This is a genomic window from Pararhizobium antarcticum (genome assembly GCF_001885585.1).
GTDB lineage: Bacteria > Pseudomonadota > Alphaproteobacteria > Rhizobiales > Rhizobiaceae > Pararhizobium > Pararhizobium antarcticum.
On the sequence record NZ_LSRP01000140.1, the window covers coordinates 18,367 to 39,204 of the forward strand.

A 20,838-nucleotide genomic window follows, 5' to 3' on the forward strand; every position below is an offset into this window, starting at 1 on the left:
AAGTTGGCCTGGCGGCGACGCAGCCACCCTCACCGAGCGGGCCGCATCGGCAAACCCGACAATGCCCGATCAGCATATCGCAGGATCAGCTAGTATTAAGGTCATGTGACAGGTTCATGACAGTGCGGCGCGCGCAGATCGCCGCGTCCGTGGAAAACCATTGTCAAGCGACGGGAAGTCCCGTTGCGTCAAAGCATGGACACGGCCGTCAAAAGACAGGACGGACCGATGAAGCCGCTATGCGTCGATGTAGGAAATGAGAAATGGTGCACCCGGAACGATTCGAACGTCCGACCCTCAGATTCGTAGTCTGATGCTCTATCCAGCTGAGCTACGGGTGCTTTTCGCTGCGGCCTGAACCGCTTGCGTGGCGATCCTCTAAAACGTCCGCGGGGGGATTGCAAGCGAATTTCCGCGAAAAAATCATTTTTAGAAAGGAAGCCTGTCCTGCCCTGTGGAGGAAGCCCGGATATGCCGGCTTTCCGCGACGCGGAGACGGGTTGGCAGCGATCTCAATGCCTTGCCTTCGTGCGGAAGGCGTCGAGAGGCACCGGGCGATCCGGCAATTCGATCCGGAACAGGGTGCCGGGTGTCGCCTTCTCGACCAGGGCGATCGTTCCGCCATGGGCCAGCACCAGCTCCCGGGCGATCGCGAGCCCAAGTCCGGTACCACCGGAACGCACCGACCCTCGAAACGCCGAAAACAGGTTTTCCCGCGCCCTGGGCGGCATGCCGGGGCCGTTGTCGTCGATGGATATGCTGACCACGCTGCCGGTGCGCAGGGCGGTGACGCTGACCAGCCGCCGGCCGGCCGCGCCCGACGCATCGTTCATCAGCGCCTGCACCGCGTTGCGGCAGATATTGTGGACGACGCGGAACAGCTGTTCGCTATCAGCATCGACCTGAAGGTCATCGGCGATCTGGATGCTGAACTCGATATCGGATTTCGGATCGATGGCCAGCATTTCAGACACGTCGGTGACCAGGGGGCGCAGCGCAACGAAACGGCGGTGGGGCTCCGGCTCCGTCGTTCGCCCATAGGACAGGACCTCGGTCGTATAGCCCACGGCCCTGTCGATGCTGCGCAGCAAAGTGGGTGCGAAGCGCTTGACGATCGGATCGTCGACGCTGGCAAGGCGATCGGAAATCAGCTGTGCCGAGGACAGGATGTTGCGCATGTCATGATTGATCTTGGAAACGGCGAGGCCGAGATCGGCAAGGTTCTTCTGCTGCTTCAGCGTTTTCTGCAGATGCCGCTGCATGCTGGCAAGATGCTGGCCGGCGACCGAGAGTTCGTCCGTGCCCTGCGAGGCCGCAAGCACACGGGCCGGATCGGACGGATCGGCGGAAAAGGCGCGCATGCTTGTCGTCATGCGGCGGATCGGGCGAATCATCAGCCGGTTGATCGACAGGAAGATCAGCGCGGCGGTGATCAGCGATATGACCAGCGAGAGAAAAAAGACGTTGCGGGCATAGGCGAGCATCGCCTTGCGCAGGCTCGAATCCTCGATGACCAGTTCGATGGTCGCGTCGCTGTCGCCGACCGGCCCGAACACCCGCAGGATCCGGTCGCCGCCAAAAATAAGGGTGTCGAAAGCATCGCGTATGGCCGTCAGCGGCGTCATTGCGGCGAGATCATACTGGTCATCGACCTCGGGCGGCATGTTGACGGCGGCGACCAGCCGCGATTCCGTGCTGCGGCGCAGCACGATGGCCTTGGTCCCTGTCGCCATCAGCGTGTCTTCCTGAACCGTGCGGGACAGTTCGACATTGTCCATGCCATCCACCACGACAGCAGCGGCGGCGGCCGTGTTCAGCCTGTCCTCCAGCCAGCGAAGCCGCATATTGGCAACGGACGGCACGAAGATCAGGACTTCGGCGAGCATGACGAAAATAATGGTGAGCAGCAGAAGCCGTCCGGAAAGGCCGCGGAGGAACCATGCCCGAACCGGTGGTTCTTCAGGCGCCGCGTCCCGCTCGGTGTCGTCCATCATCATGCGCTCTTCCCGAGGCTTCCGCCAAGGCACGCCGCAGGAAGGGGGATTGCGCGGACGGCGGCTGGAATGCCGGAGACCCATGATAGGCGATCGCCGCGCGTTTTCCAATCTCCGTCATCACCGGTCACCCGCGCTATCTTGGCGCGGTATCCTGGCCGTCTGGGCAACGTCTCCAAACAAAGAGTCTGAGCGCGGTCTCCGGGCACGCAACCTTAAACAGGACGCTGCCGTAAAACGGAAGCGTCCGCGCCAGCTTTTCGGCTGACGCGGACGCTTGATTTCGATGGTCTGGTTTCAGAACTCTTCCCACGTATCCTTGGAGACCGCGGCATTTGTCGACCCGCCACCAAAGGCACGGGCAACAGTGCCCATCATCCGACGGGCGGGAGAGGCGACCGGACGGGCCGTCTCATGGACGGGAGCGGGAGCTGCACTGCGCCCATTGCTCTGTGCGTGTCCCTGTCCCTGATCCACCTTGAACTGGGAGACAAGACGGGCCAGGCTGCCGGCTTCGGCAGACAGCTTGTGCGTGGCGGCATTGGCCTCCTCGACCATGGCAGCGTTCTGCTGGGTGACCTGATCCATCTGGTTGATGGCGGTGCTGACTTCGCTCAGCCCCGTCGACTGCTCGCGCGCGGCAACGGCGATCGAATGGATGTGATCGTTGATCTGGAGAACACGATTCTCGATCTGGCCGAGGACGACGCCGGTTTCCTGAACAAGCTTGACGCCGGTCGCGACTTCCGAGCCCGATTTCGAAATCAGGCCCTTGATGTCCTTGGCAGCACTCGCAGCCCGCTGGGCCAGTTCACGGACTTCCTGGGCGACGACCGCGAAGCCCTTGCCCGCATCGCCGGCACGGGCCGCTTCGACGCCGGCATTCAGCGCCAGCAGGTTGGTCTGGAAGGCGATCTCGTCGATCACATTGGTAATCTGGCCGATCTCATTGGCGGCCTGCTCGATGCGACCCATCGCGCTGACGGTGTTGCGCACGACTTCGCCCGACTGGGCTGCACTCTGCTTGGCCTCGTTGACCATGACGGTCGCTTCCTGGGCGCGCTCCGTGGAATTGCGCACGGCAACCGTGATCTCATCGAGCGCTGCGGAGGTTTCTTCGAGGGCTGCGGCCTGCTGTTCGGTGCGGCGCGACAGATCGTCGGTGGCGGAGCGCAGTTCCGAGGAATTGCCATTGATCGAATCCGTGGTGGTGCGGACTTCGCGCATCGTCTTCTGCAGCGTGAACAGCGTGTCGTTGACGTTCGTCTGCAGTTCGGCAAAGGCGCCCTGGAACTGGCCATCCATATTCTGCGTCAGGTCGCCGTTTGCCAGGCTGGCGATCACGCGGCGCGTCTCGTTGATGCCCGTGTCGACGCTGCTGACGAGTTCGTTGACGCTGCCGGAAAACCGGTTGAGGTCCTCGTTCTGATAGTCCTTCTCGATACGCTTGCGGAAATCGCCGGCCGCGGCAGCGGCCACGACGACGGCGATGCTGGACTGCAGATCCGCGCTCTTTTCACGCAGCGCCGCTTCCTGGCTGTTCAGTTCGCGAACGGCAAGGCCATTGCGCTTGAAGACTTCGACAGCCTCGGCCATTTCGCCGATTTCGTCCTTGCGGCCGGCAAAGGGCACGATGACATCCAGATTGCCACCGGCAAGCTGCTTCATTTTTTCGGTCAGATCCAGAATCGGGCGGCTGAGCTGATTGGTAGCGATATACGCCGCCGTGCCGATACCGGCGGAGAGACCGAGCCCTGCCATGGCGAGGATGAGCGTGATCATCGAGCTTTCGAACGAACTGATGTCCGCCTTGATCGCGTCAAGCGCGGTCTTGTCGGTTTCGACAACCGCGTCAATTTCCGCCTGGAAAGCCTTGCGGTTGGCGCGGTTCAGCTCGTTGTTGCCCTGCTCGTTGGCCGCCTTGGGATCAACCTCCTGGCTGAGGCGGGCCGTCTCGGTGCGGAACGTCCGGAATTCGGCTGCACGGGTGACCACCGCTTCGAACGCCGGAAGCTGTTCGGCCGGGACCTGCGGGCGCCATTCCGTCAGCAGCGCATCCATCTTGTCGAGATTCTTCGTCAGCCCGTCGGCAAAGTTCTTCGCCTTTTCGGCTGTTGGCGCTGCGTAAATTCCGCGCGCTTCCATGACGACAGCCGTGACGATGCGGTTGAGGTGCTCACCGTTGAAGGCGCGATCGGATGCGTTGTCGAACCGGGCGAGTTTGGAATTGTATTCGGTCGCGACGATCAACGCCACTCCGGTAATCGCCAGCGCCACAAAGCTCATGACCCCGACCATCAAATAGATCTTGCCGCGAATTTTCATTTCCTACGTCTCCTTCAAGCCAAAACGCCGGAAATGCAGGATTGGCTTCACTGAATGTGCGAACACTCTAAATCACGAATGATTAACGATTCGCATCAGAAGCCCTCTAGAATTTAGGGGGCTTGTATTAATAATCCGGTAAGTCAAATAGGTTAGCGTTTACTGACGCTTCAACCTCCGGATGCACATCGACCGACAACTCCCTGCTCGCGGAGCGCCAACTCATGGCATACGGCGCTTCAACGATCCGACGGGACATCCGGGACGGGAATTGACTCCGCAAGGCGTTTCCCCTTATAAGCCGCGCACGTCCGGTCAACCTGCGTTGCCCTGTGGCCGTGCCATGTCCGGAACGTAACGCTCCTTGCTACGAAGCAAACCCAAGAAGGGCCGCACACCGCGGTATTAAAATAAATGACGAAGCGTACCTACCAACCGTCCAAGCTTGTCCGCAAGCGCCGGCACGGTTTTCGTTCCCGTATCGCCACCAAGGGCGGCCGTAAGGTCATCACCGCTCGCCGCGCCCGTGGCCGCAAGCGTCTGTCGGCGTAAAGCCGGCATTGCCCGATGACAGATCGCGGGCGATTGACGTCAAGCACTGAAGAAATAACTGCCGGGCGGCTGAAAAGTCGCCCGCAGTTTCTTGCTGTTCGCGCTGGTGAACAGAGGAAGGGGCCTCTCTTCCTTCTCGAGGTCCTCGACCGGAACATGCCGGAGGAACCCGCTCGCGCCGGTTTCACTGTGACCAAGAAACACGGCAACGCCGTGGAACGCAACCGGATGAGACGACGCCTCAAGGAGGCCGTGCGGCTCACTGCCGGATTTGCAATGAGGCCGGGACACGACTATGTGATTGTCGCCCGGCGCGACCTTCTGACTGCCCCCTTCGAGCGGATCACCAGGAGCCTGCGCGAACGCATCGAAAACAAGCCGAAACATAAGCGGCCCGAACAGGCCGGCTCCAGGAAAGAATGATGGAAAAAAACCGCAATTACTTCGTGGCAATTGCCCTGTCCGTGCTCATCCTGATTGCCTGGCAGTTCCTCTACGTCAATCCGAAGATCGAGAAGGATCGCCTGGCCGCCGAAGCCCAGCAGGCGCAGACGCAAGCGGCCGGTTCTGGCACCGCGGCCTCGCAGGCAACACCGGGCCAGGCGCTGCCGGCCAATGGCGCTGTTCCCGGCGCCAGCGAAAATCGCGACCAGGCGATCGCCAAATCCGCCCGTGTCGCGATCGATACGCCGGCACTGAGCGGCTCGATCAACCTGACCGGCGCCCGCTTTGACGACCTGAAGCTCAAGGAATACCACGAGACGGTCGACGACAAGAGCCCGTTGATCACGCTCTTCAGCCCGGCCGATACGGCACAGGGCTATTTCACCGAACTTGGCTATATCGGCAATGACGCGAGCGGAACCGTTCCAGGACCATCAACGGTCTGGACCCTTGCCGGTGGCGACAAGCTGACAGCGTCAACACCGGTGACGCTGTCCTTCACCAATGAAAAAGGCGTGGTCTTCACCCGCACGATCTCGATCGACGATCATTTCATGTTCCAGGTGACGGATGCCATCAACAATGGCAGCACCGCGCCGATTTCCGTATCGTCCTACGGCCGCGTGACCCGCTTCAACAAGCCGATCGAGCCGAGCGTCTATGTTCTGCATGAAGGCTTTATCGGGGTGATCGGCGAACACGGCCTGACCGAAGTCGCCTATGGCAAGGTCGAGGACGACGCGCCGATCCAGCCCGGCAAGACGACGACCGGCTGGCTCGGCATTACCGACAAATACTGGGCTGCAACGATCGTTCCACCGCAGGCGACACCCTATGAGGCCAAGTTCGCGCATTTCCCGGACGGTCGCCCGCGCTACCAGGCGGACTACAAGCAGGACGCAATCACGATTGCGCCCGGCCAGTCCAGCGAACTGAAGAACCTCGTCTTTGCCGGAGCCAAGCAGGTACCGCTCGTCGATGGGTATGAACAGAGCTACGCGATCCCGCAGTTCGACCTGCTGATCGACTGGGGCTGGTTCTACTTCATCACCAAGCCGATGTTCAAAATGATGGACTTCTTCTTCCGCTATTTCGGAAACTTCGGCGTCGCCATCCTGATGACCACCGTTGTCGTCAAGCTTCTCTTCTTCCCGCTGGCCAGCAAGCAGTATGCTTCCATGGCCAATATGAAGAAGGTTCAGCCGAAGATGGAGGAACTGAAGAAGAAACACGGCGACGACCGCATGGCCCTGCAGCAGGGCATGATGGCGCTCTACAAGGAAGAGAAGATCAACCCGATCGCCGGCTGCTGGCCGATCCTGTTGCAGATCCCGGTGTTCTTCGCGCTTTACAAGGTGATCTACGTCACCATCGAAATGCGCCACGCGCCGTTCTTCGGCTGGATCCAGGATCTTTCAGCACCGGATCCGACCTCGCTGTTCAACCTGTTCGGCCTGCTGCCCTTCGAGGTTCCTGCAATGCTGATGATCGGCGTCTGGCCGCTGATCATGGGTATCACCATGTTCCTGCAGATGCGCATGAACCCGACGCCGCCGGATCCGACCCAGGCGATGCTGTTCACCTGGATGCCCGTCGTCTTCACCTTCATGCTGGCCACCTTCCCGGCCGGTCTGGTGATCTACTGGGCCTGGAACAACACGCTCTCGATCACCCAGCAGGCCTTCATCATGAAACGCCAAGGCGTCAAGGTCGAACTGTTCGACAATCTCAAGGGATTGTTCAGCAAGAAACCAAAGCCGGCCGAATAGCCGGTCCAAACCTGCCGCTTGAAAAACCCCGGATCGATATCCGGGGTTTTTTCTTGCCGGACACCGACGCATCAAGCTTGCGACAGGCCTGTGTCGCGATTGTCGGCGTGTATCTGGTGATTTGGCCATAGATTGCCTTCACTGCCAACGGATTGAAGCCCATGTCCCAGCCGACCGCGTTTCAGAAGCCTGCCACGGTTGCGCAGCCGGGCCATGCGAACGGCATGGCTCTGGTTCTCGGTTCGGCTGTCGTCTGGAGCTTTGGCGGCACGCTGGCGCGCTTCCTTGACATCGATGACAGCTGGACGGTGGTGTTCTGGCGCTCGGTTTTTGCAGCGCTGTTCCTGGTCGGCTTCATGCTGATGCGTGACGGCCCGCGCATGACCGTAACGCTGTTTCGGACGATGGGCCTGCCCGGCATCGCCGTTGGGCTGTGTTTCGCCATCGCTTCGACCTCCTTCATCCTGGCGCTGGCCTATACGACTGTGGCGAATGTCGTGCTGATCCAGGCCGGCGTGCCGCTGATTGCGGCGCTGATCGCCTGGGTGCTGTTTCGCGAACGCATCTCGCTGCTCACCTGGCTGGCAATCGCCGCCGTCATCTTCGGCGTTTCGATCATGGTTTCGGATTCGATCGGCGGCACGGCTTCGCCGATCGGCGATGCGCTGGCCGTTCTGATCGCCCTGGTATTTGCCACGGCAACCGTCATCACGCGCCGCTACGCCCATGTCCGCATGACGCCGGCCGCCTGCCTCGGAACCATCATTGCGGGCAGCGTCGCGGCGACCCAGGCGAGCGGTTTTGCCGTGACCCTGCCGGAACTCGGTGTGCTTGTTTGCTTCGGCGCGCTGAATTTCGGCCTTGGGCTGGCGCTGTTCGTCACCGGTGCGCGCCTTGTCCCTTCCGCGCTTGCCGCTCTGCTCGGTACGACCGAGACTGTGCTGGGGCCGCTCTGGGTGGCGCTGATCCATGGCGAGATCCCGACCGTCAACACGATCTTTGGCGGCGCCATCGTTCTTGCAGCCCTCCTGTCCTATCTGAGCGTCGAAATGTGGCGTCAGCGGCGGCTTGATCGCCGCGTTTCGACCAAAGACCGCCATCTGCCTTGACAAGGACGGCCAAAACCTTGAAGCCCTGCAGTGTATCAAGGATGAGCCAGACATGACCGAAACAAAGCCGCAGCAGGACCTTCCCGTCTTCGGACGCCCGTGGATCTTCATTCGCGGTGTCCCGTCGATGGAGTTCCTGCCACCCGAGGGCCCGATGGAAATCGCCTTTGCCGGCCGCTCCAATGTCGGCAAGTCCTCGCTGATCAATGCGCTGGTCGGGCATCATGGCCTTGCCCGCACGTCGAACACGCCGGGTCGAACCCAGGAACTCAACTATTTCGTGCCGGCCGGCTATACCGGCGAAGGCAAGGACCTGCCGCCGATGGCGCTGGTCGACATGCCGGGCTACGGCTATGCGAAGGCACCGAAGGAAAACGTCGATGCCTGGACGAAGCTGGTTTTCGACTATCTGCGCGGCCGCTCGACGCTGAAACGCGTCTATGTGCTGATCGACAGTCGGCACGGCGTCAAGCCGAACGACGAGGAAGCGCTCGCTCTCCTCGACAAGGCCGCCGTATCCTACCAGATCGTCCTGACGAAGACCGACAAGATCAAGGACCCGGCCGTGCCGAGGGTGATTGCCGAAACGCAGGAAAAGATCAAAAAAAGACCCGCCGCCTTCCCCGTGGTCCTGTCGACCTCATCGGAAAAGGGAACGGGCCTCGACGACCTGCGCAGCGCGATCTATACCGCAATCGGCCGCTGATCCTCAGGATAACACCCGGTCGCTGGCGCTAGGGTTGGAAAACGGTCGCTGGCGCTCAGGCTAGCAATAGATCGCTGGCGCTCAGGCTGCCGTTGCCGGAACGAATGTCAGGGCCATGCCATTGATGCAATGCCGCATTCCGGTCGGCTGCGGACCATCATCGAAGATATGACCGAAATGACCACCGCATCGGCGGCAGTGGCACTCGACGCGGGTCATGAAAAACGACGTGTCTTCGCGCCGACCGATGCCGCCCTCGATCGCATCCCAGAAGCTGGGCCAGCCCGTGCCGCTGTCGAATTTCGTTTCGGAGGAATAGACCGGAAGGTCGCAGCCGGCACATTGGAAGATGCCCTTGCGCTTTTCGGTGTCGAGCGCGCTGGTAAATGGTCGCTCGGTGTCTTCCTGTCGCAGGATGCGGAACTGGTCCTCTGTCAGGATTGCCTTCCACTCGGCTTCCGTCCGAGTGATCTCGAACGTCTCCGTTGAGGCCGCAACGCTGTCACGTGCGAAACGCCCGAGGGCTGCGGTCGCAAGCAGGGCTGTACCGGAAAAGAGAAAGAAGCGGCGCGTCGTCATCATGGTTTCCTGCCTGCTGGAAGCGTTTTCAGGGCTGAGCCCTGCTTTTAAGGTACCTTATGCGCGGTTTGCGGCCTCGGCAAAACAAATGGGATCAAACCCCCGTGAATACCGTGATGGTCAGCCGTCTTTACCCCCTGCGTTGACGTAAAAAGGCCGCTGGCGAGTGAAAACCAGCGGCCCTGCAGCCGGGAGCGGGATTGATACCCCCGGCCTGGAGCCGAAATGCGATCAGGGACCGCATGCGGCTCTAAAACATCAGGCCTTCGGCAGAAGAACCTTGTCGATCACGTGGATGACGCCATTCGACTGCTTGACGTCGGCGATCGTTACCGTGGCAACGCCGCCAGTTTCGTCGGTCAGCGTGACCTTGCCGCCTTCAGCCTTGGCCTGCAGCACGCAGCCGCCAACGGTCGTCACGGCGTGTGTGCCGCCATCATCGGCGATCATCTTAGCGAGTGCTTCCGACATGACATCGGCCGCAACCACATGGCAGGTCAGGACCTTGGTCAGCGCGTCCTTGCTTTCAGGCTTCAGAAGTGTGTCGACAGTGCCAGCCGGAAGGGCTGCAAAGGCTTCGTTGGTTGGAGCAAAAACGGTGAAAGGACCGGCGCCCGAGAGGGTCTCGACAAGACCGGCTGCCTTAACGGCTGCAACCAATGTGGTGTGGTCCTTCGAATTGACGGCGTTCTCGACGATATTCTTGTCTTCGTACATTGCGGCACCGCCGACCATCGGATTTTCGGCATGGGCGGCAAGCGTGCCGGCGCCGAGAACGGTAGCAATCGTCAGCGTACGGATCATGGACTTGAACATAAATCTTCTCCTGTTTATCTCGCAAACCCGGGACCCGGGCCTCTCCCGACATCCCCTGGGGATGCCTGCGATCCCTCTCTGCGGGGAACAGGATGACTAACGGGAGGGCTGCAAAAAGAGTTTCAGGAAAATTCATCTTTTCGCAATTTATTGATTTTTAATGATTTTTTGAATCTTCGCCGAATTCATTAAAAAACGGCACTCCTGAAGTGGCCCGCCATGAAATCCGGATCAGTAACCATTGACTTACATTTTTTTGCGATTGCGGGCCTCGCCTTAGCGATTGCGCGCCTTGCCCGCGGCAATGACCGGACCGGTGGCCGAGCCTGTCGGTGATCCGCCGAACGGTTCGACGCTGACGGCCAACGTCGTGCCCTCGCCGATCTTCGCGCGCAACTCGGGCGCGATGACGATTTCGCCATTTCCGGTCTGCGGTAGCACACCCAGGGATTGCGGCGGCGTATCGCCAACGATCAGCCAGAGTTCCAGCGACTTCTCCTCGGTCTGGCGTGCGGCAACCGGGGTGACGCGCAGCGTGCCGTTTTCACCATCATACTGGGCGAACAGGTTCATCGAGGCGCTGCCATCGCCTGAAAGTTCGGCCACCAGCGGCGATGCGATCTTGGGATCGGACAGGAGTGCGCTGTTGATCGTGCCGAGCCCAGCCATGCCGATCACGGCGGCGAGCGTCAACCCGCGCCAGAGCGCCAGGGAATTCCAGAACCCGCCAGAGGCTGCGCCAGCGGGGGTGCCCTGCACGGCTTCGGCAAACAACCTGCGTTCTATCGTCGACAGAACCCGCGTCGGCGGCGCAATCGGTTCGACTTCGTCCTCGAAGGAGGAGAGATTGTCCTGCCAGCGGCCAACCATGGCGGCAAAGGAGCGGTCAAGCACCATGCGCGCCTCGACCCGGCGACGGTCATCGACCGACAGAACGCCGAGCACGTATTCTCCCGCGATCACTTCATCGCGCCGGAAATCTCCGCTTTCGGGTTTCTGTGGGGTCATTGATCCATGCACTCTCTCAGTTTCAGCAGGCTGCGCCGCAGCCAGGTCCGCATCGTGTTCAGCGGCACGTTGAAAAGCTCTGCCAGTTCCTGATAGCTCAATCCCTCGACATAGGCCTTGCGCACGGCGTCGGCGCGGTCGCTGTCGAGTTGTTGCATGCAGGTGTCGATCCGTCGTCCTTCCGCGCTGTTCAGCGCCGATTTTTCGGGATCGGGCGAAGAATCGGCCAGATCATAAGCCTCGTCAATCGTGTTTGCCACCGGCTTTCGAGCCCGGATCATGTCGATCGCATGGTTTCTGGCAATCGCCGACAGCCAGGCCATCGGGCTCGTCTCGCCGGTCGCATAGCGATCGGACCTCTGCCAGACCTTGATGTAGATTTCCTGCAAAGCCTCTTCCGCCTCGTTCCTGTCCCGCAAGATACGAATGCAGATGGCGAAAAGTTTCGGAGAGGTGTTTTTATAGAGTTCTGAAAAAGCGGCGCGATCCCTCAGCGAAACGCGGCCAATGAGCGTGGAAATATCGTCAATGGTCATTGAGAATTCCGGTCTCCATCCCGTTACGGCAAATATAGGGCACAATCTGCTGGATAGAAGGGCAGGCGGACCCGATAGCGTGCGCCATATCGCGACCAGACGTCATTACGGTTTTATCTCTTGCGTGGATCATCTCAATCGGTACTGACCTGCATTGGGAACTTGCATTGAAGCGTGATGCCGTTAAAGGAAACGTGCAGATTTCACGAGGCCGCAACGCCGCTTCCGACACGCCACCTGTTATTCGAGGGTTCATCATGTCCTTATCCGAAAGCGAAACCCAGGCGCGCCTCCTCGCGCAGGCCCTGCCCTACATGCAGCGCTACGAGAACAAGACGATCGTCGTCAAATATGGTGGCCATGCCATGGGCGATCCGGAACTGGGCAAGGCATTCGCCGCTGACGTGGCGCTTCTGAAGCAATCCGGCGTCAACCCGATCGTCGTGCATGGCGGCGGTCCGCAGATCGGCGCCATGCTGACCAAGATGGGCATCGAATCAAAATTCGAGGGCGGCCTGCGCGTCACCGATCAAAAAACCGTCGAGATCGTCGAAATGGTCCTTGCCGGTTCGATCAACAAGGAAATCGTTGCGCTGATCAACCAGACCGGCGAATGGGCAATTGGCCTTTGCGGCAAGGACGGCAACATGGTTTTTGCCGAAAAGGCGCGCAAGACCGTCATCGACCCGGACAGCAACATCGAGCGGGTGCTTGATCTCGGTTTTGTCGGCGAGGTGGTCGAGGTCGACCGCACGCTGCTCGACCTTCTGGCGAAGTCCGAAATGATCCCGGTGATTGCGCCTGTGGCCCCCGGCCGCGACGGACACACCTACAACATCAATGCCGATACGTTTGCCGGCGCCATTGCCGGCGCGCTGAACGCCACGCGCCTTCTGTTCCTCACCGACGTGCCCGGCGTGCTCGACAAGAACAAGGAACTGATCAAGGAGCTTTCGGTCGCCGAGGCACGTGCACTGATCAAGGACGGCACGATCTCCGGCGGCATGATCCCCAAGGTCGAGACCTGCATCGAGGCGATCAATGCCGGCGTCCAGGGCGTCGTCATCCTCAACGGCAAGACCGCGCATTCGGTGCTGCTCGAAATTTTCACGGAGCATGGTGCGGGAACACTGATCGTTCCCTGATCCAAGTGCTACTCTTGGCAGGTCTAAGACTTGTAGATGCCCTGCGCCTGTTCCTTCAGCCACGCGATCATAGCGCGGTAGGGGAACGGGCCATGGCTGATGCGGGCGACGCCCAGGGCAGCGAGTGTTGCGACATCGGGGCTACCGGGCTTCATCATGACGTTGACCGGCAGAGATACCGCCTTGCAGATACGGGCGATCAAGGCGGGATCTGACAGGCCGGGCACAAAGAAGCCTCTGGCGCCGGCCTTTTCGTAGGCATAGCCACGCTGGATGGCTTCATCCAGCAGATCGGCGTGTTTTGCGCCATCCGGCTCCTTCAGGAACACATCGGTGCGGGCGTTGACGAAGAACGGCAGGTCGCGGGCATCGGCCATGGCGCGGATCGCGGCAAGGCGCTCCGCCTGCGCCTCGATGCCGTGCAGCCCCTCGCCGCCGACGACCTGGTCTTCGATGTTGACGCCGACGGCACCGGCATTGACAATATGCGCGACATTGATCGCGATTTCACCCGGTGTTTCCGCATAACCACCCTCAAAATCGATCGACACCGGCAGGTCGGTGGCGCCGACGATGCCGCGGGCGATGTCGCACAGAAGCAAAAGCGGAATTTTCTGCCCGTCACCAAAACCGCCGGTGGCCGCCACCGACCAGCTGCCGGTGGCCAGCGCCCTGGCACCGGATTCGGCGACGGCAACGGCGCTGCCGACATCCCAGATGTTATAGAGCACCACCGGCTCGCCCTTGCGGTGCAAGGCTGCAAAGGCTCTGGCCTTTTCGATCTGGTTCATAACGTCCTCCCGACAGCGATCGGGGACTGTTCTATCAAAATACCAGAAGCATGACGACACCCAGTACGATCAGCAGGCAACCGATCACCTCGAGCCGGTTGATCCATTCGCGGAAAATGAATACGGCGGAGGCAAAGGTGAAGAGCATCTCGACCTGCGCCACGACCTTGACGATCGCGGCCTGCTGCAGCGTCATCGCCATGAACCAGCCGAAAGAGGCGGAAGCACCGGCAAAGCCGACCAGCAGCCCCGGTTTCCAGGCCGCCGCAACACGCTTCAGTTCGTCGGGCTCGCGGGCGAGGATCCAGCCGAGCATGATGAGCGTCTGCAGCAGGATGACGAAGCCGAGCGTAAAGCTCGCCTGCATGACAAAATCCGGCTGCGGCAGGCTGGGCGCCAGTGCCAGGGAGGCCGACCGGTAGGAAACGGCGGACAGGCCGAAGAAGGTACCCGACAAAAGCCCGATGCCGGCCGTCCGCGTGAAAACCGAGGTGACCAGGGATTTGACGCTGAGCGGCGTGCGGGCCACCGAGATGATCATCACGCCGACGACGGAAATGGCGATCGCGATCACCGTGCCCTGACTTGCCGCCTCGCCCAGAAACAGCAGCGCAAACAGCGCGGCCTGCGCGGGTTCCGTGCGTGAATAGGCTGTTCCGACCGCAAAATTGCGGAAGGAGAAGAGGTGCACGAGCAGGAAGGTCGCCGCGATCTGGCCAAGGCCGCCGATGACGGCCCAGAGGAAGAAGATCCCATCCGGCACCGGCAGCGGATGACCAAACCCGCGCCACAGGACCAGGAGGTAGAACAGCGCGAACGGCACCCCGAAGCCGAAGCGCACGAAGGTGGCGCCTGTCGTCCCCATCACGCCCTTCAGATGCTTCTGCATCGCCGAGCGAATGTTCTGGAGAAAGGCGGCTGCGAAGGTGATGATGACCCAGGTTTCCATGCAGCCCGCTAGCATGCGCGCCCACCGGAATCCATCACCATGGCCGCACAGAAATGCAAACCGTCGCCTTTCGGACACAGACCCTGGCGTTTCGGCGCGATACAAAGGACGGACGGAACGCGGCTTGTGCCTTGCGGTCCGTGATCCAACGTCGCACTTGATTTGCACCGGAGCGGCCGCATGCCCGATCTGCACTACGAAGAGCCCCTGCTGGCAGACCTCTACGACCTCGACAGCGGCTGGTCGATCGATCGCGATTTCTATCTGTCGCTGGCGGGCAAGCCACCCCAGCGTATACTTGACCTCGGCTGCGGCACGGGGCTGCTGTGCCATGCCTATGCTGGTCTGGGACATGCGGTGACCGGGGTCGATCCGGCCAAGGCGATGCTCGACGTGGCGCGCAGGAAGCCCAACGGCGAGCGGATCGAATGGATCCGGTCGGACGCCCAGAGTTTCCGCTCAGCCGAACGGTTCGACCTGATTATCATGACCGGCAATGCCTTTCAGGTGTTTCTCGAAGACCGGGATATATTGGCGACCTTTGCAACCATGCGCGACCATCTTGCCGAAAACGGCAGGATCGCCTTCGAAAGCCGCAACCCCGCCCTCGACTGGCCATCGCGCTGGAACAGGGATGCCGATCTTGACGCCGGCGGATGCATCATTCGCCAATCCCGTCGGGTTCTGGCGATGACGGACAAGCGCATTGCGTTCGACACCATCTATGCGCTGGGCGATCGGACGCTCGTCTCAAGCAGCGCACTGCTTTTTCTGTCGCGAGACGAGATCGAGGCGCGGCTGACCGCATCCGGTCTTCAGGTGGAGGCCGTCTATGGCGACTGGGCATGCCAGCCGTTCGATGCCGCAACGGCGGAGGAAATGGTCTTTATCGCAAGGGCTGCCTGAGCATGATTTTTCTTTTGCGTCTGTCGCGCCGCATGGCATAAGTCGGGCATGAAAAACCGCGAACTCCTGCCGACCAAAGCCGATTTCACCCATGTCACCGACTGGGTCTTCGATCTCGACAACACGCTGTATCCGCACCACGTCAATCTGTTCTCGCAGATCGACCGCAACATGACGGCCTATGTGTCGGCGCTGCTGACGCTTGATCCTGTCGCGGCCAGGACGCTGCAGAAACAGTATTACCGCGACCACGGCACCACGCTCCAGGGGCTGATGCTGCACCACGGCGTTGATCCCAACGATTTTCTCGAAAAGGCCCATGCGATCGACTACGAGGTCGTTCCGGCCGACCCGGAACTCGGTGACGCGATCAAGGCGCTGCCCGGCCGCAAGTTCATCTTTACCAATGGCAGCGTCCGCCATGCCGAGATGACCGCACGGCGCCTGGGTATCCTCGATCATTTCGACGACATCTTCGACATCGTGGCTGCGGATTTCGTGCCGAAGCCGGCCGGCGATACCTATGACAAGTTCATGAGCCTGCACCGCGTGGATACCAAACGCGCCGCGATGTTTGAGGACCTGCCGCGCAACCTTGTCGTACCGAAGGCGCTGGGCATGAAGACGGTGCTGCTGGTGCCGCGCAATTTCGAATATGAATTTGCCGAAGCCTGGGAAAAAAGCGCGGATACCGACGAGCAGGCAGACTTCGTCACGGAAGACCTGGCCGGCTTCCTGAACCGCCTGCTTTCGGACATGTAGCGCAATGTCCGGACATGCCCGGCACAGTTTCGCCATCAAAAAATCGCTTTAAGGTCAAAGGGTTAAATTACCAAAGTTTAACTGGTCGATGGGGCCGGTTCGCGTATGCTTTCGGTCAGGGACAAGGATCACTGAAAGGAAACACCATGCAGAAACAGGCTCTCCTCCTCGGCTTCATCGCCGCCAGCATTGCCGTTACAGGTTTCGCCGCCTCCTCCTATGCCGCACGCGAAAAGCGGGCGCCGGAACAGCGCGCCGAAATGATGATCAAGCGAATGGACACCAACAAGGACAACAAAGTTTCGCTCGACGAGATGCAGGCGCGCGTCTCGACCGTCTTCACAACCTTCGACGCAGACAAGAATGGCCAAGTGTCGCGCGATGAAATCAAGGTTCGCCGCGAGGCCTTCCGCGATGCCCGCAAGGCTTGGCGCGAAGCCAAGAACGAAGCGGGCGCCGACAAGGACAAGGCGATGGAAAATTTGCACGAGGCACGACCGGGCATGTTCCCCGGACTGCGCGGTAAAGGCTTCGCGCGTGCGGATGCCGACAAGAACGGTTCGCTCAGCCTTCAAGAGGTCTCCACCGTGACCGAGACGATGTTCAAGCGCCGCGACAAGAATGGCGACGGCTTCATCGACGCGTCCGATTTCACCAAAAAGATCTGACCCGCAACAGTCCCCGTCCTGCCCCGCAGCGGGGACTGTTTGCCGATTTCAGCCGCGCGTTCAAAACATATTCACTCGCCAAAATTTCGGGACTTGCAAAACAGTCGCTCTTGATAGATCGAATGCTTTGACGTTCAAAAACGAAGGCGATATTTTGACGACCGACCCGACAGCAGCCGTCCAGATCATTTCCGAGATCAGCGTCGTGCCGACGATTCTCGACGTCATCTGCCGCACGACCGGAATGGGCTTTGCGGCGGTGGCGCGGGTCACGGAAGATCGGTGGATCGCCTGCTGCGTCAAGGACGATATCGCGTTCGGCCTTCTCCCCGGCGGAGAACTCAAGATCGAAACGACGATCTGCAACGAGATCCGGCAACATCATCAGGTCGTGGTCATCGATCACGCCGATGAAGATCCGGTCTATGCCAAACATCACACGCCGACAATGTATGGCCTGCAGAGCTACATATCGATGCCGATCCTGCTCAAGGACGGCTCCTTCTTCGGGACGCTGTGTGCGATCGATACCAAGCCGAACAAATTGAACACGCCGGAAACCCTTGGCATGTTCAAGCTGTTTGCCGATCTGATCGCCTTTCATATCGACGCATTACAGCGCCTGGACCAGGAGCGGCAGGGCAGCGAGCTTCGGGAGCAGTTCATCGCCGTGCTCGGCCACGACCTGCGCAATCCGCTGGCCTCGCTCGATGCCGGCACGCGCATGCTGCAGCGTTCGTTTGAGGACGACAAGACACAGTCGGTGCTGCGCCTGATGCGCAACAGCATTTCGCGCATGTCCGGACTGATCGACAATGTGCTGGACTTCGCCCGGGGCCGCATGGGTGGTGGCTTTGCTGTCCAGCATGCCGACCGCGTGCCGCTGCGGCCGGTGATGGAGCATGTGATCGCGGAACTGCGCATGGCGAACCCGGAGCGGCGGATCAACGCTAATCTCAGCGATGCCATGGTGCGCTGCGACGAGGGGCGCATCGGCCAGCTCCTCTCCAACCTGCTCTCCAACGCCATTGCACATGGCGCAGAAGACGGCGAGATCCGGGTTGATTCAGAGGCGGTCGATGATGCGTATGTGCTTTCGGTCTGCAATTCCGGCGAACCGATCCCGCAGGCAAAAATCAGCGAGCTTTTCAAACCCTTTTTCCGAGGAGAGCCGAATTCCGGCCAGCAGGGCCTTGGCCTTGGCCTCTATATCGTCGCGGAGATCGTCAAGGCGCACAACGGCACCCTATCCGTGACCTCGACGCCGGACGAAACCTGCTTCACGGTGCGCATCCCGCTTCAGTAGGCAAAATCGCTCTTTCCGCGATCGTCAGCCGGCAGTGCCGCCGGGCGGACTGCCGAATGCGTTGCGCTCGGCCATTCCGGGCCACAGGCACAGCGCGAGAAACATGACCGGGCTGATGACCGGGATGAACAAGCACAGCACGAATTTTCCGGGATAGCCGACGTCATGAAGGCGTTTGACGGTCAGAAGTACAGTGGACACCGTCGATGCCAGCACACAGACAAGCAGCGCCAGCGTCCAGGATGCCAGCGCCAGTTCGGCGCCCTGGTTGGCAACCAGTCGGCTGATGACGAAACCTGTCAGACACGCCCAGTACAGCCAGGACAGGAGGTAGAGCCTGCGGCCAATGCGGCCGGAGGGGCTGAAGAACAACCAGATCATGGTTGATTGCGACCCCTCCTGTGCCATGCCTGTCAATCCCGCAGCAGTTCGTTGATGCCGGTCTTGGAGCGCGTCTTTTCATCGACGCGCTTGACGATGACGGCGCAATAGAGGTTTGGCGCGACAACGCCGTTCGGCATGACGGCACCGGAGCCCATGGAGCCAGCGACGACGACCGAATAGGGCGGCACTTCGCCATAGGTGACTTCGCCCGTGGCGCGGTCGACGATCTTGGTCGACTTGCCGATGAAGACCCCCATGCCGAGCACCGAGCCTTCACGCACGATGCAGCCCTCGACGACTTCTGAGCGGGCGCCGATGAAGCAATTGTCCTCGATGATCGTCGGGCCGGCCTGCATCGGCTCCAGCACGCCGCCAATGCCGACGCCGCCCGACAGGTGAACATGCTTGCCGATCTGGGCACAGGATCCGACCGTGGCCCAGGTATCGACCATGGTGCCTTCGCCGACATAGGCGCCGAGATTGACGAAGGACGGCATCAGGATGGCGTTCGGGGCGATATAGGCCGAGCGGCGCACGATGGCATTGGGCACGGCGCGGAAGCCGGCCTCGCGGAACTGGTTTTCGCCCCAGCCTTCGAACTTCGAGGGAACCTTGTCCCACCAGGTCGACTGGCCCGAACCGCCCTTGACGACTTCCATGTCGTTCAGGCGGAAGGACAGGAGAACGGCTTTTTTCAGCCACTGATTGACGGTCCAGTTGCCGTCCGCCCCCTTTTCGGCGACGCGGACCTTGCCGCCATCCAAGAGCGTCAGCGCTGTTTCCACCGCGTCGCGAATTTCGCCCTTGGTGTTGATGGTCACGGTGTCGCGATTGTCGAAAGCTGCGTCGATGGTCTGCGAAAGAGAGGCTAGATCGTGGGTCGTCATCGGAATTCCTTAAACTTCGGCGTTTATCGTCAAATGCTCTAGAGCATGATCCCGAAAAATTGAAGAGATTTTCGGTTCCGGTCAGCCGCTCGGGCACGGTCGTGGACAGGCTGCCGGAAGATGATGGCCTCTGTTGCGTCCTGGGATGAGGAAAACAGCATTCGGCAGCGATGAACAGCCGCCGGCTTGCGTCAGGGAAATGAAATATGACACGAATGAAGAAGCGGAATCTGCGGCGCAAGGACGGGGTCTGGGATCCGCTGGTCGACAGCGGACAGGCCCGGAACCGGGCAGCCGGCGTGCCGCAAACCCCACAATCCATGGCGCCGGCCTATCGGCTCGCCTATGCCGACGACGACTTCCTGACCCGCGAAGAACTGCGCCCGGTGCGGCTGCAGCTCGAGCTGCTCAAGACCGAGATGATCCTCGCGGAGCGTGGTATCAAATCCACCGTTGTCCTGTTCGGCGGTGCGCGCATTCCCGAACCAGGCGGCGATGCCTGGGCGGCCATGAACGAGACGCAAAGCCGCAACCTGACGGCCGCTTCCGTCTATTACGAGGAAGCCCGCAAATTCGCGCAACTCTGCTCCCTGCATTCGGCCCAGTCCGACTACAAGGAATATGTGGTGACGACGGGCGGCGGGCCAGGCGTGATGGAGGCCGGCAATCGCGGCGCCTTCGAGGTTGATGCGCCGTCGATCGGGCTCAACATCGTGCTTCCGCACGAGCAGGCGCCGAACCGCTACGTGACACCCGAGCTTTCGTTCAACTTCCACTATTTCGCGATCCGCAAGATGCACTTCCTGCTGCGCGCCAAGGCGGTGGTGGTTTTTCCGGGCGGCTTCGGAACGCTGGACGAGCTGTTTGAAACCATGACCCTGATGCAGACCGGGCGTATGGCGCTGGTGCCGCTGATCCTGTTTGGCGAAAAATTCTGGCGCTCGATCGTCAATTTCGAGGCGCTGGCCGATTTCGGCACGATCGCACCTGAGGACGTCAATCTCGTCCGGTTCGTCGAAACCGCAGACCAGGCCTGGGACATCATCTCGACATTCTACGAGACCGTCGATCCCGCCGGCATGCCGGTGGCGTCGGGCGAACGCTAGACCATTTTGCGACCTGGCAGGCAAGATCCGCCTGCCCGGTCGTTTCGCCGGCCGCCCCGGTGACAGCCCCGTGCGGATCGGCTAAACCATGCGCCG

At 60.7% G+C, this 20,838-nt stretch carries 21 protein-coding genes and 1 tRNA gene; 11 read left to right on the top strand and 11 right to left on the bottom strand.

The features are described from left to right. Window positions 1-264: 264 nt before the first annotated feature. The 3 genes from AX760_RS23955 to AX760_RS23965 form a co-directional block, all read right to left on the bottom strand. Window positions 265-341 (bottom strand) — tRNA-Arg (locus AX760_RS23955). 171 nt (window positions 342-512) lie between these two features. Then, on the bottom strand, window positions 513-1,991 hold the full coding sequence (locus AX760_RS23960) for an ATP-binding protein (protein WP_425348893.1): 1,479 nt from the start codon (window positions 1,989-1,991) through the stop codon (window positions 513-515). A 300-nt stretch (window positions 1,992-2,291) separates the two neighbouring features. Continuing rightward, window positions 2,292-4,319: a methyl-accepting chemotaxis protein gene (locus AX760_RS23965; protein ID WP_071835526.1), complete on the bottom strand. Its 2,028-nt coding sequence runs from the start codon at window positions 4,317-4,319 to the stop codon at window positions 2,292-2,294. A gap of 414 nt (window positions 4,320-4,733) precedes the next feature. Here AX760_RS23965 and rpmH point away from each other — a divergent pair, with 414 nt between their 5' ends. The 5 genes from rpmH (at window position 4,734) to yihA (ending at window position 8,899) form a co-directional block, all read left to right on the top strand. Then, entirely contained in the window at window positions 4,734-4,871 is a 138-nt protein-coding gene (gene rpmH / locus AX760_RS23970; protein WP_071835527.1) for a 50S ribosomal protein L34, read from the top strand. A 15-nt stretch (window positions 4,872-4,886) separates the two neighbouring features. Continuing rightward, complete coding sequence (rnpA, locus tag AX760_RS23975; RefSeq protein ID WP_071835528.1) at window positions 4,887-5,294, top strand: ribonuclease P protein component; 408 nt, start codon at window positions 4,887-4,889, stop codon at window positions 5,292-5,294. Further along, window positions 5,294-7,084 (top strand): membrane protein insertase YidC, encoded by a 1,791-nt coding sequence (gene yidC / locus AX760_RS23980; RefSeq protein ID WP_083531325.1) that lies wholly within the window; start codon window positions 5,294-5,296, stop codon window positions 7,082-7,084. Before rnpA ends, yidC begins: the two co-directional genes overlap by 1 nt. Before the next feature lie 161 nt (window positions 7,085-7,245). Beyond that, a complete protein-coding gene (locus AX760_RS23985) occupies window positions 7,246-8,193 on the top strand; it encodes a DMT family transporter (protein ID WP_071835530.1) in 948 nt (315 codons plus the stop codon). Window positions 8,194-8,245: 52 nt separating this feature from the next. Next, complete coding sequence (gene yihA, locus AX760_RS23990) at window positions 8,246-8,899, top strand: ribosome biogenesis GTP-binding protein YihA/YsxC (RefSeq protein ID WP_071835655.1); 654 nt, start codon at window positions 8,246-8,248, stop codon at window positions 8,897-8,899. A gap of 81 nt (window positions 8,900-8,980) precedes the next feature. Here yihA and msrB read toward each other — a convergent pair whose 3' ends face one another. From msrB to AX760_RS24010, 4 genes are all read right to left on the bottom strand, one after another. Then, window positions 8,981-9,478: a peptide-methionine (R)-S-oxide reductase MsrB gene (gene msrB, locus AX760_RS23995; RefSeq protein WP_071835656.1), complete on the bottom strand. Its 498-nt coding sequence runs from the start codon at window positions 9,476-9,478 to the stop codon at window positions 8,981-8,983. A 258-nt stretch (window positions 9,479-9,736) separates the two neighbouring features. Continuing rightward, on the bottom strand, window positions 9,737-10,294 hold the full coding sequence (locus AX760_RS24000) for a fasciclin domain-containing protein (protein WP_071835531.1): 558 nt from the start codon (window positions 10,292-10,294) through the stop codon (window positions 9,737-9,739). A gap of 276 nt (window positions 10,295-10,570) precedes the next feature. Continuing rightward, window positions 10,571-11,302, bottom strand: a complete 732-nt coding sequence (locus AX760_RS24005) for an anti-sigma factor (protein WP_071835532.1) — start codon at window positions 11,300-11,302, stop codon at window positions 10,571-10,573. Next, the gene (locus AX760_RS24010; RefSeq protein WP_071835533.1) at window positions 11,299-11,838 is read right to left on the bottom strand and encodes a sigma-70 family RNA polymerase sigma factor; all 540 of its coding nucleotides are present in this window, start codon (window positions 11,836-11,838) and stop codon (window positions 11,299-11,301) included. The genes AX760_RS24005 and AX760_RS24010 overlap by 4 nt, the downstream gene beginning before the upstream one ends. Before the next feature lie 257 nt (window positions 11,839-12,095). Between AX760_RS24010 and argB the strand changes: the two genes are divergently transcribed. Then, window positions 12,096-12,983 (top strand): acetylglutamate kinase, encoded by an 888-nt coding sequence (gene argB / locus AX760_RS24015; RefSeq protein ID WP_071835534.1) that lies wholly within the window; start codon window positions 12,096-12,098, stop codon window positions 12,981-12,983. Window positions 12,984-13,006: 23 nt separating this feature from the next. On the opposite strand, the gene AX760_RS24020 is transcribed toward argB, so the two are convergent. Together AX760_RS24020 and AX760_RS24025 are read right to left on the bottom strand one after the other, a co-directional pair. After that, a complete protein-coding gene (locus AX760_RS24020) occupies window positions 13,007-13,774 on the bottom strand; it encodes an isocitrate lyase/PEP mutase family protein (RefSeq protein WP_071835535.1) in 768 nt (255 codons plus the stop codon). A gap of 34 nt (window positions 13,775-13,808) precedes the next feature. Next, complete coding sequence (locus AX760_RS24025; RefSeq protein ID WP_071835536.1) at window positions 13,809-14,723, bottom strand: DMT family transporter; 915 nt, start codon at window positions 14,721-14,723, stop codon at window positions 13,809-13,811. A gap of 180 nt (window positions 14,724-14,903) precedes the next feature. Here AX760_RS24025 and AX760_RS24030 point away from each other — a divergent pair, with 180 nt between their 5' ends. The 4 genes from AX760_RS24030 (at window position 14,904) to AX760_RS24045 (ending at window position 18,365) form a co-directional block, all read left to right on the top strand. Further along, window positions 14,904-15,629 carry a class I SAM-dependent methyltransferase gene (locus AX760_RS24030; RefSeq protein WP_071835537.1) on the top strand — a complete coding sequence of 242 codons (726 nt, stop codon included), beginning with the start codon at window positions 14,904-14,906 and terminating at the stop codon, window positions 15,627-15,629. 48 nt (window positions 15,630-15,677) lie between these two features. After that, on the top strand, window positions 15,678-16,391 hold the full coding sequence (locus AX760_RS24035; RefSeq protein ID WP_071835538.1) for a pyrimidine 5'-nucleotidase: 714 nt from the start codon (window positions 15,678-15,680) through the stop codon (window positions 16,389-16,391). Window positions 16,392-16,537: 146 nt separating this feature from the next. Continuing rightward, complete coding sequence (locus AX760_RS24040; protein WP_071835539.1) at window positions 16,538-17,059, top strand: EF-hand domain-containing protein; 522 nt, start codon at window positions 16,538-16,540, stop codon at window positions 17,057-17,059. Between the two features lie 127 nt (window positions 17,060-17,186). Further along, window positions 17,187-18,365, top strand: coding sequence for a GAF domain-containing sensor histidine kinase (locus tag AX760_RS24045; protein ID WP_245295095.1), 1,179 nt, complete (start codon window positions 17,187-17,189; stop codon window positions 18,363-18,365). Between the two features lie 24 nt (window positions 18,366-18,389). On the opposite strand, the gene AX760_RS24050 is transcribed toward AX760_RS24045, so the two are convergent. Together AX760_RS24050 and dapD are read right to left on the bottom strand one after the other, a co-directional pair. After that, window positions 18,390-18,773: a DUF805 domain-containing protein gene (locus AX760_RS24050; protein WP_071835540.1), complete on the bottom strand. Its 384-nt coding sequence runs from the start codon at window positions 18,771-18,773 to the stop codon at window positions 18,390-18,392. A 5-nt stretch (window positions 18,774-18,778) separates the two neighbouring features. After that, complete coding sequence (dapD, locus tag AX760_RS24055; RefSeq protein WP_071835541.1) at window positions 18,779-19,636, bottom strand: 2,3,4,5-tetrahydropyridine-2,6-dicarboxylate N-succinyltransferase; 858 nt, start codon at window positions 19,634-19,636, stop codon at window positions 18,779-18,781. Window positions 19,637-19,842: 206 nt separating this feature from the next. Here dapD and AX760_RS24060 point away from each other — a divergent pair, with 206 nt between their 5' ends. Next, window positions 19,843-20,742, top strand: a complete 900-nt coding sequence (locus AX760_RS24060) for an LOG family protein (RefSeq protein WP_071835542.1) — start codon at window positions 19,843-19,845, stop codon at window positions 20,740-20,742. Window positions 20,743-20,838 lie beyond the last annotated feature (96 nt).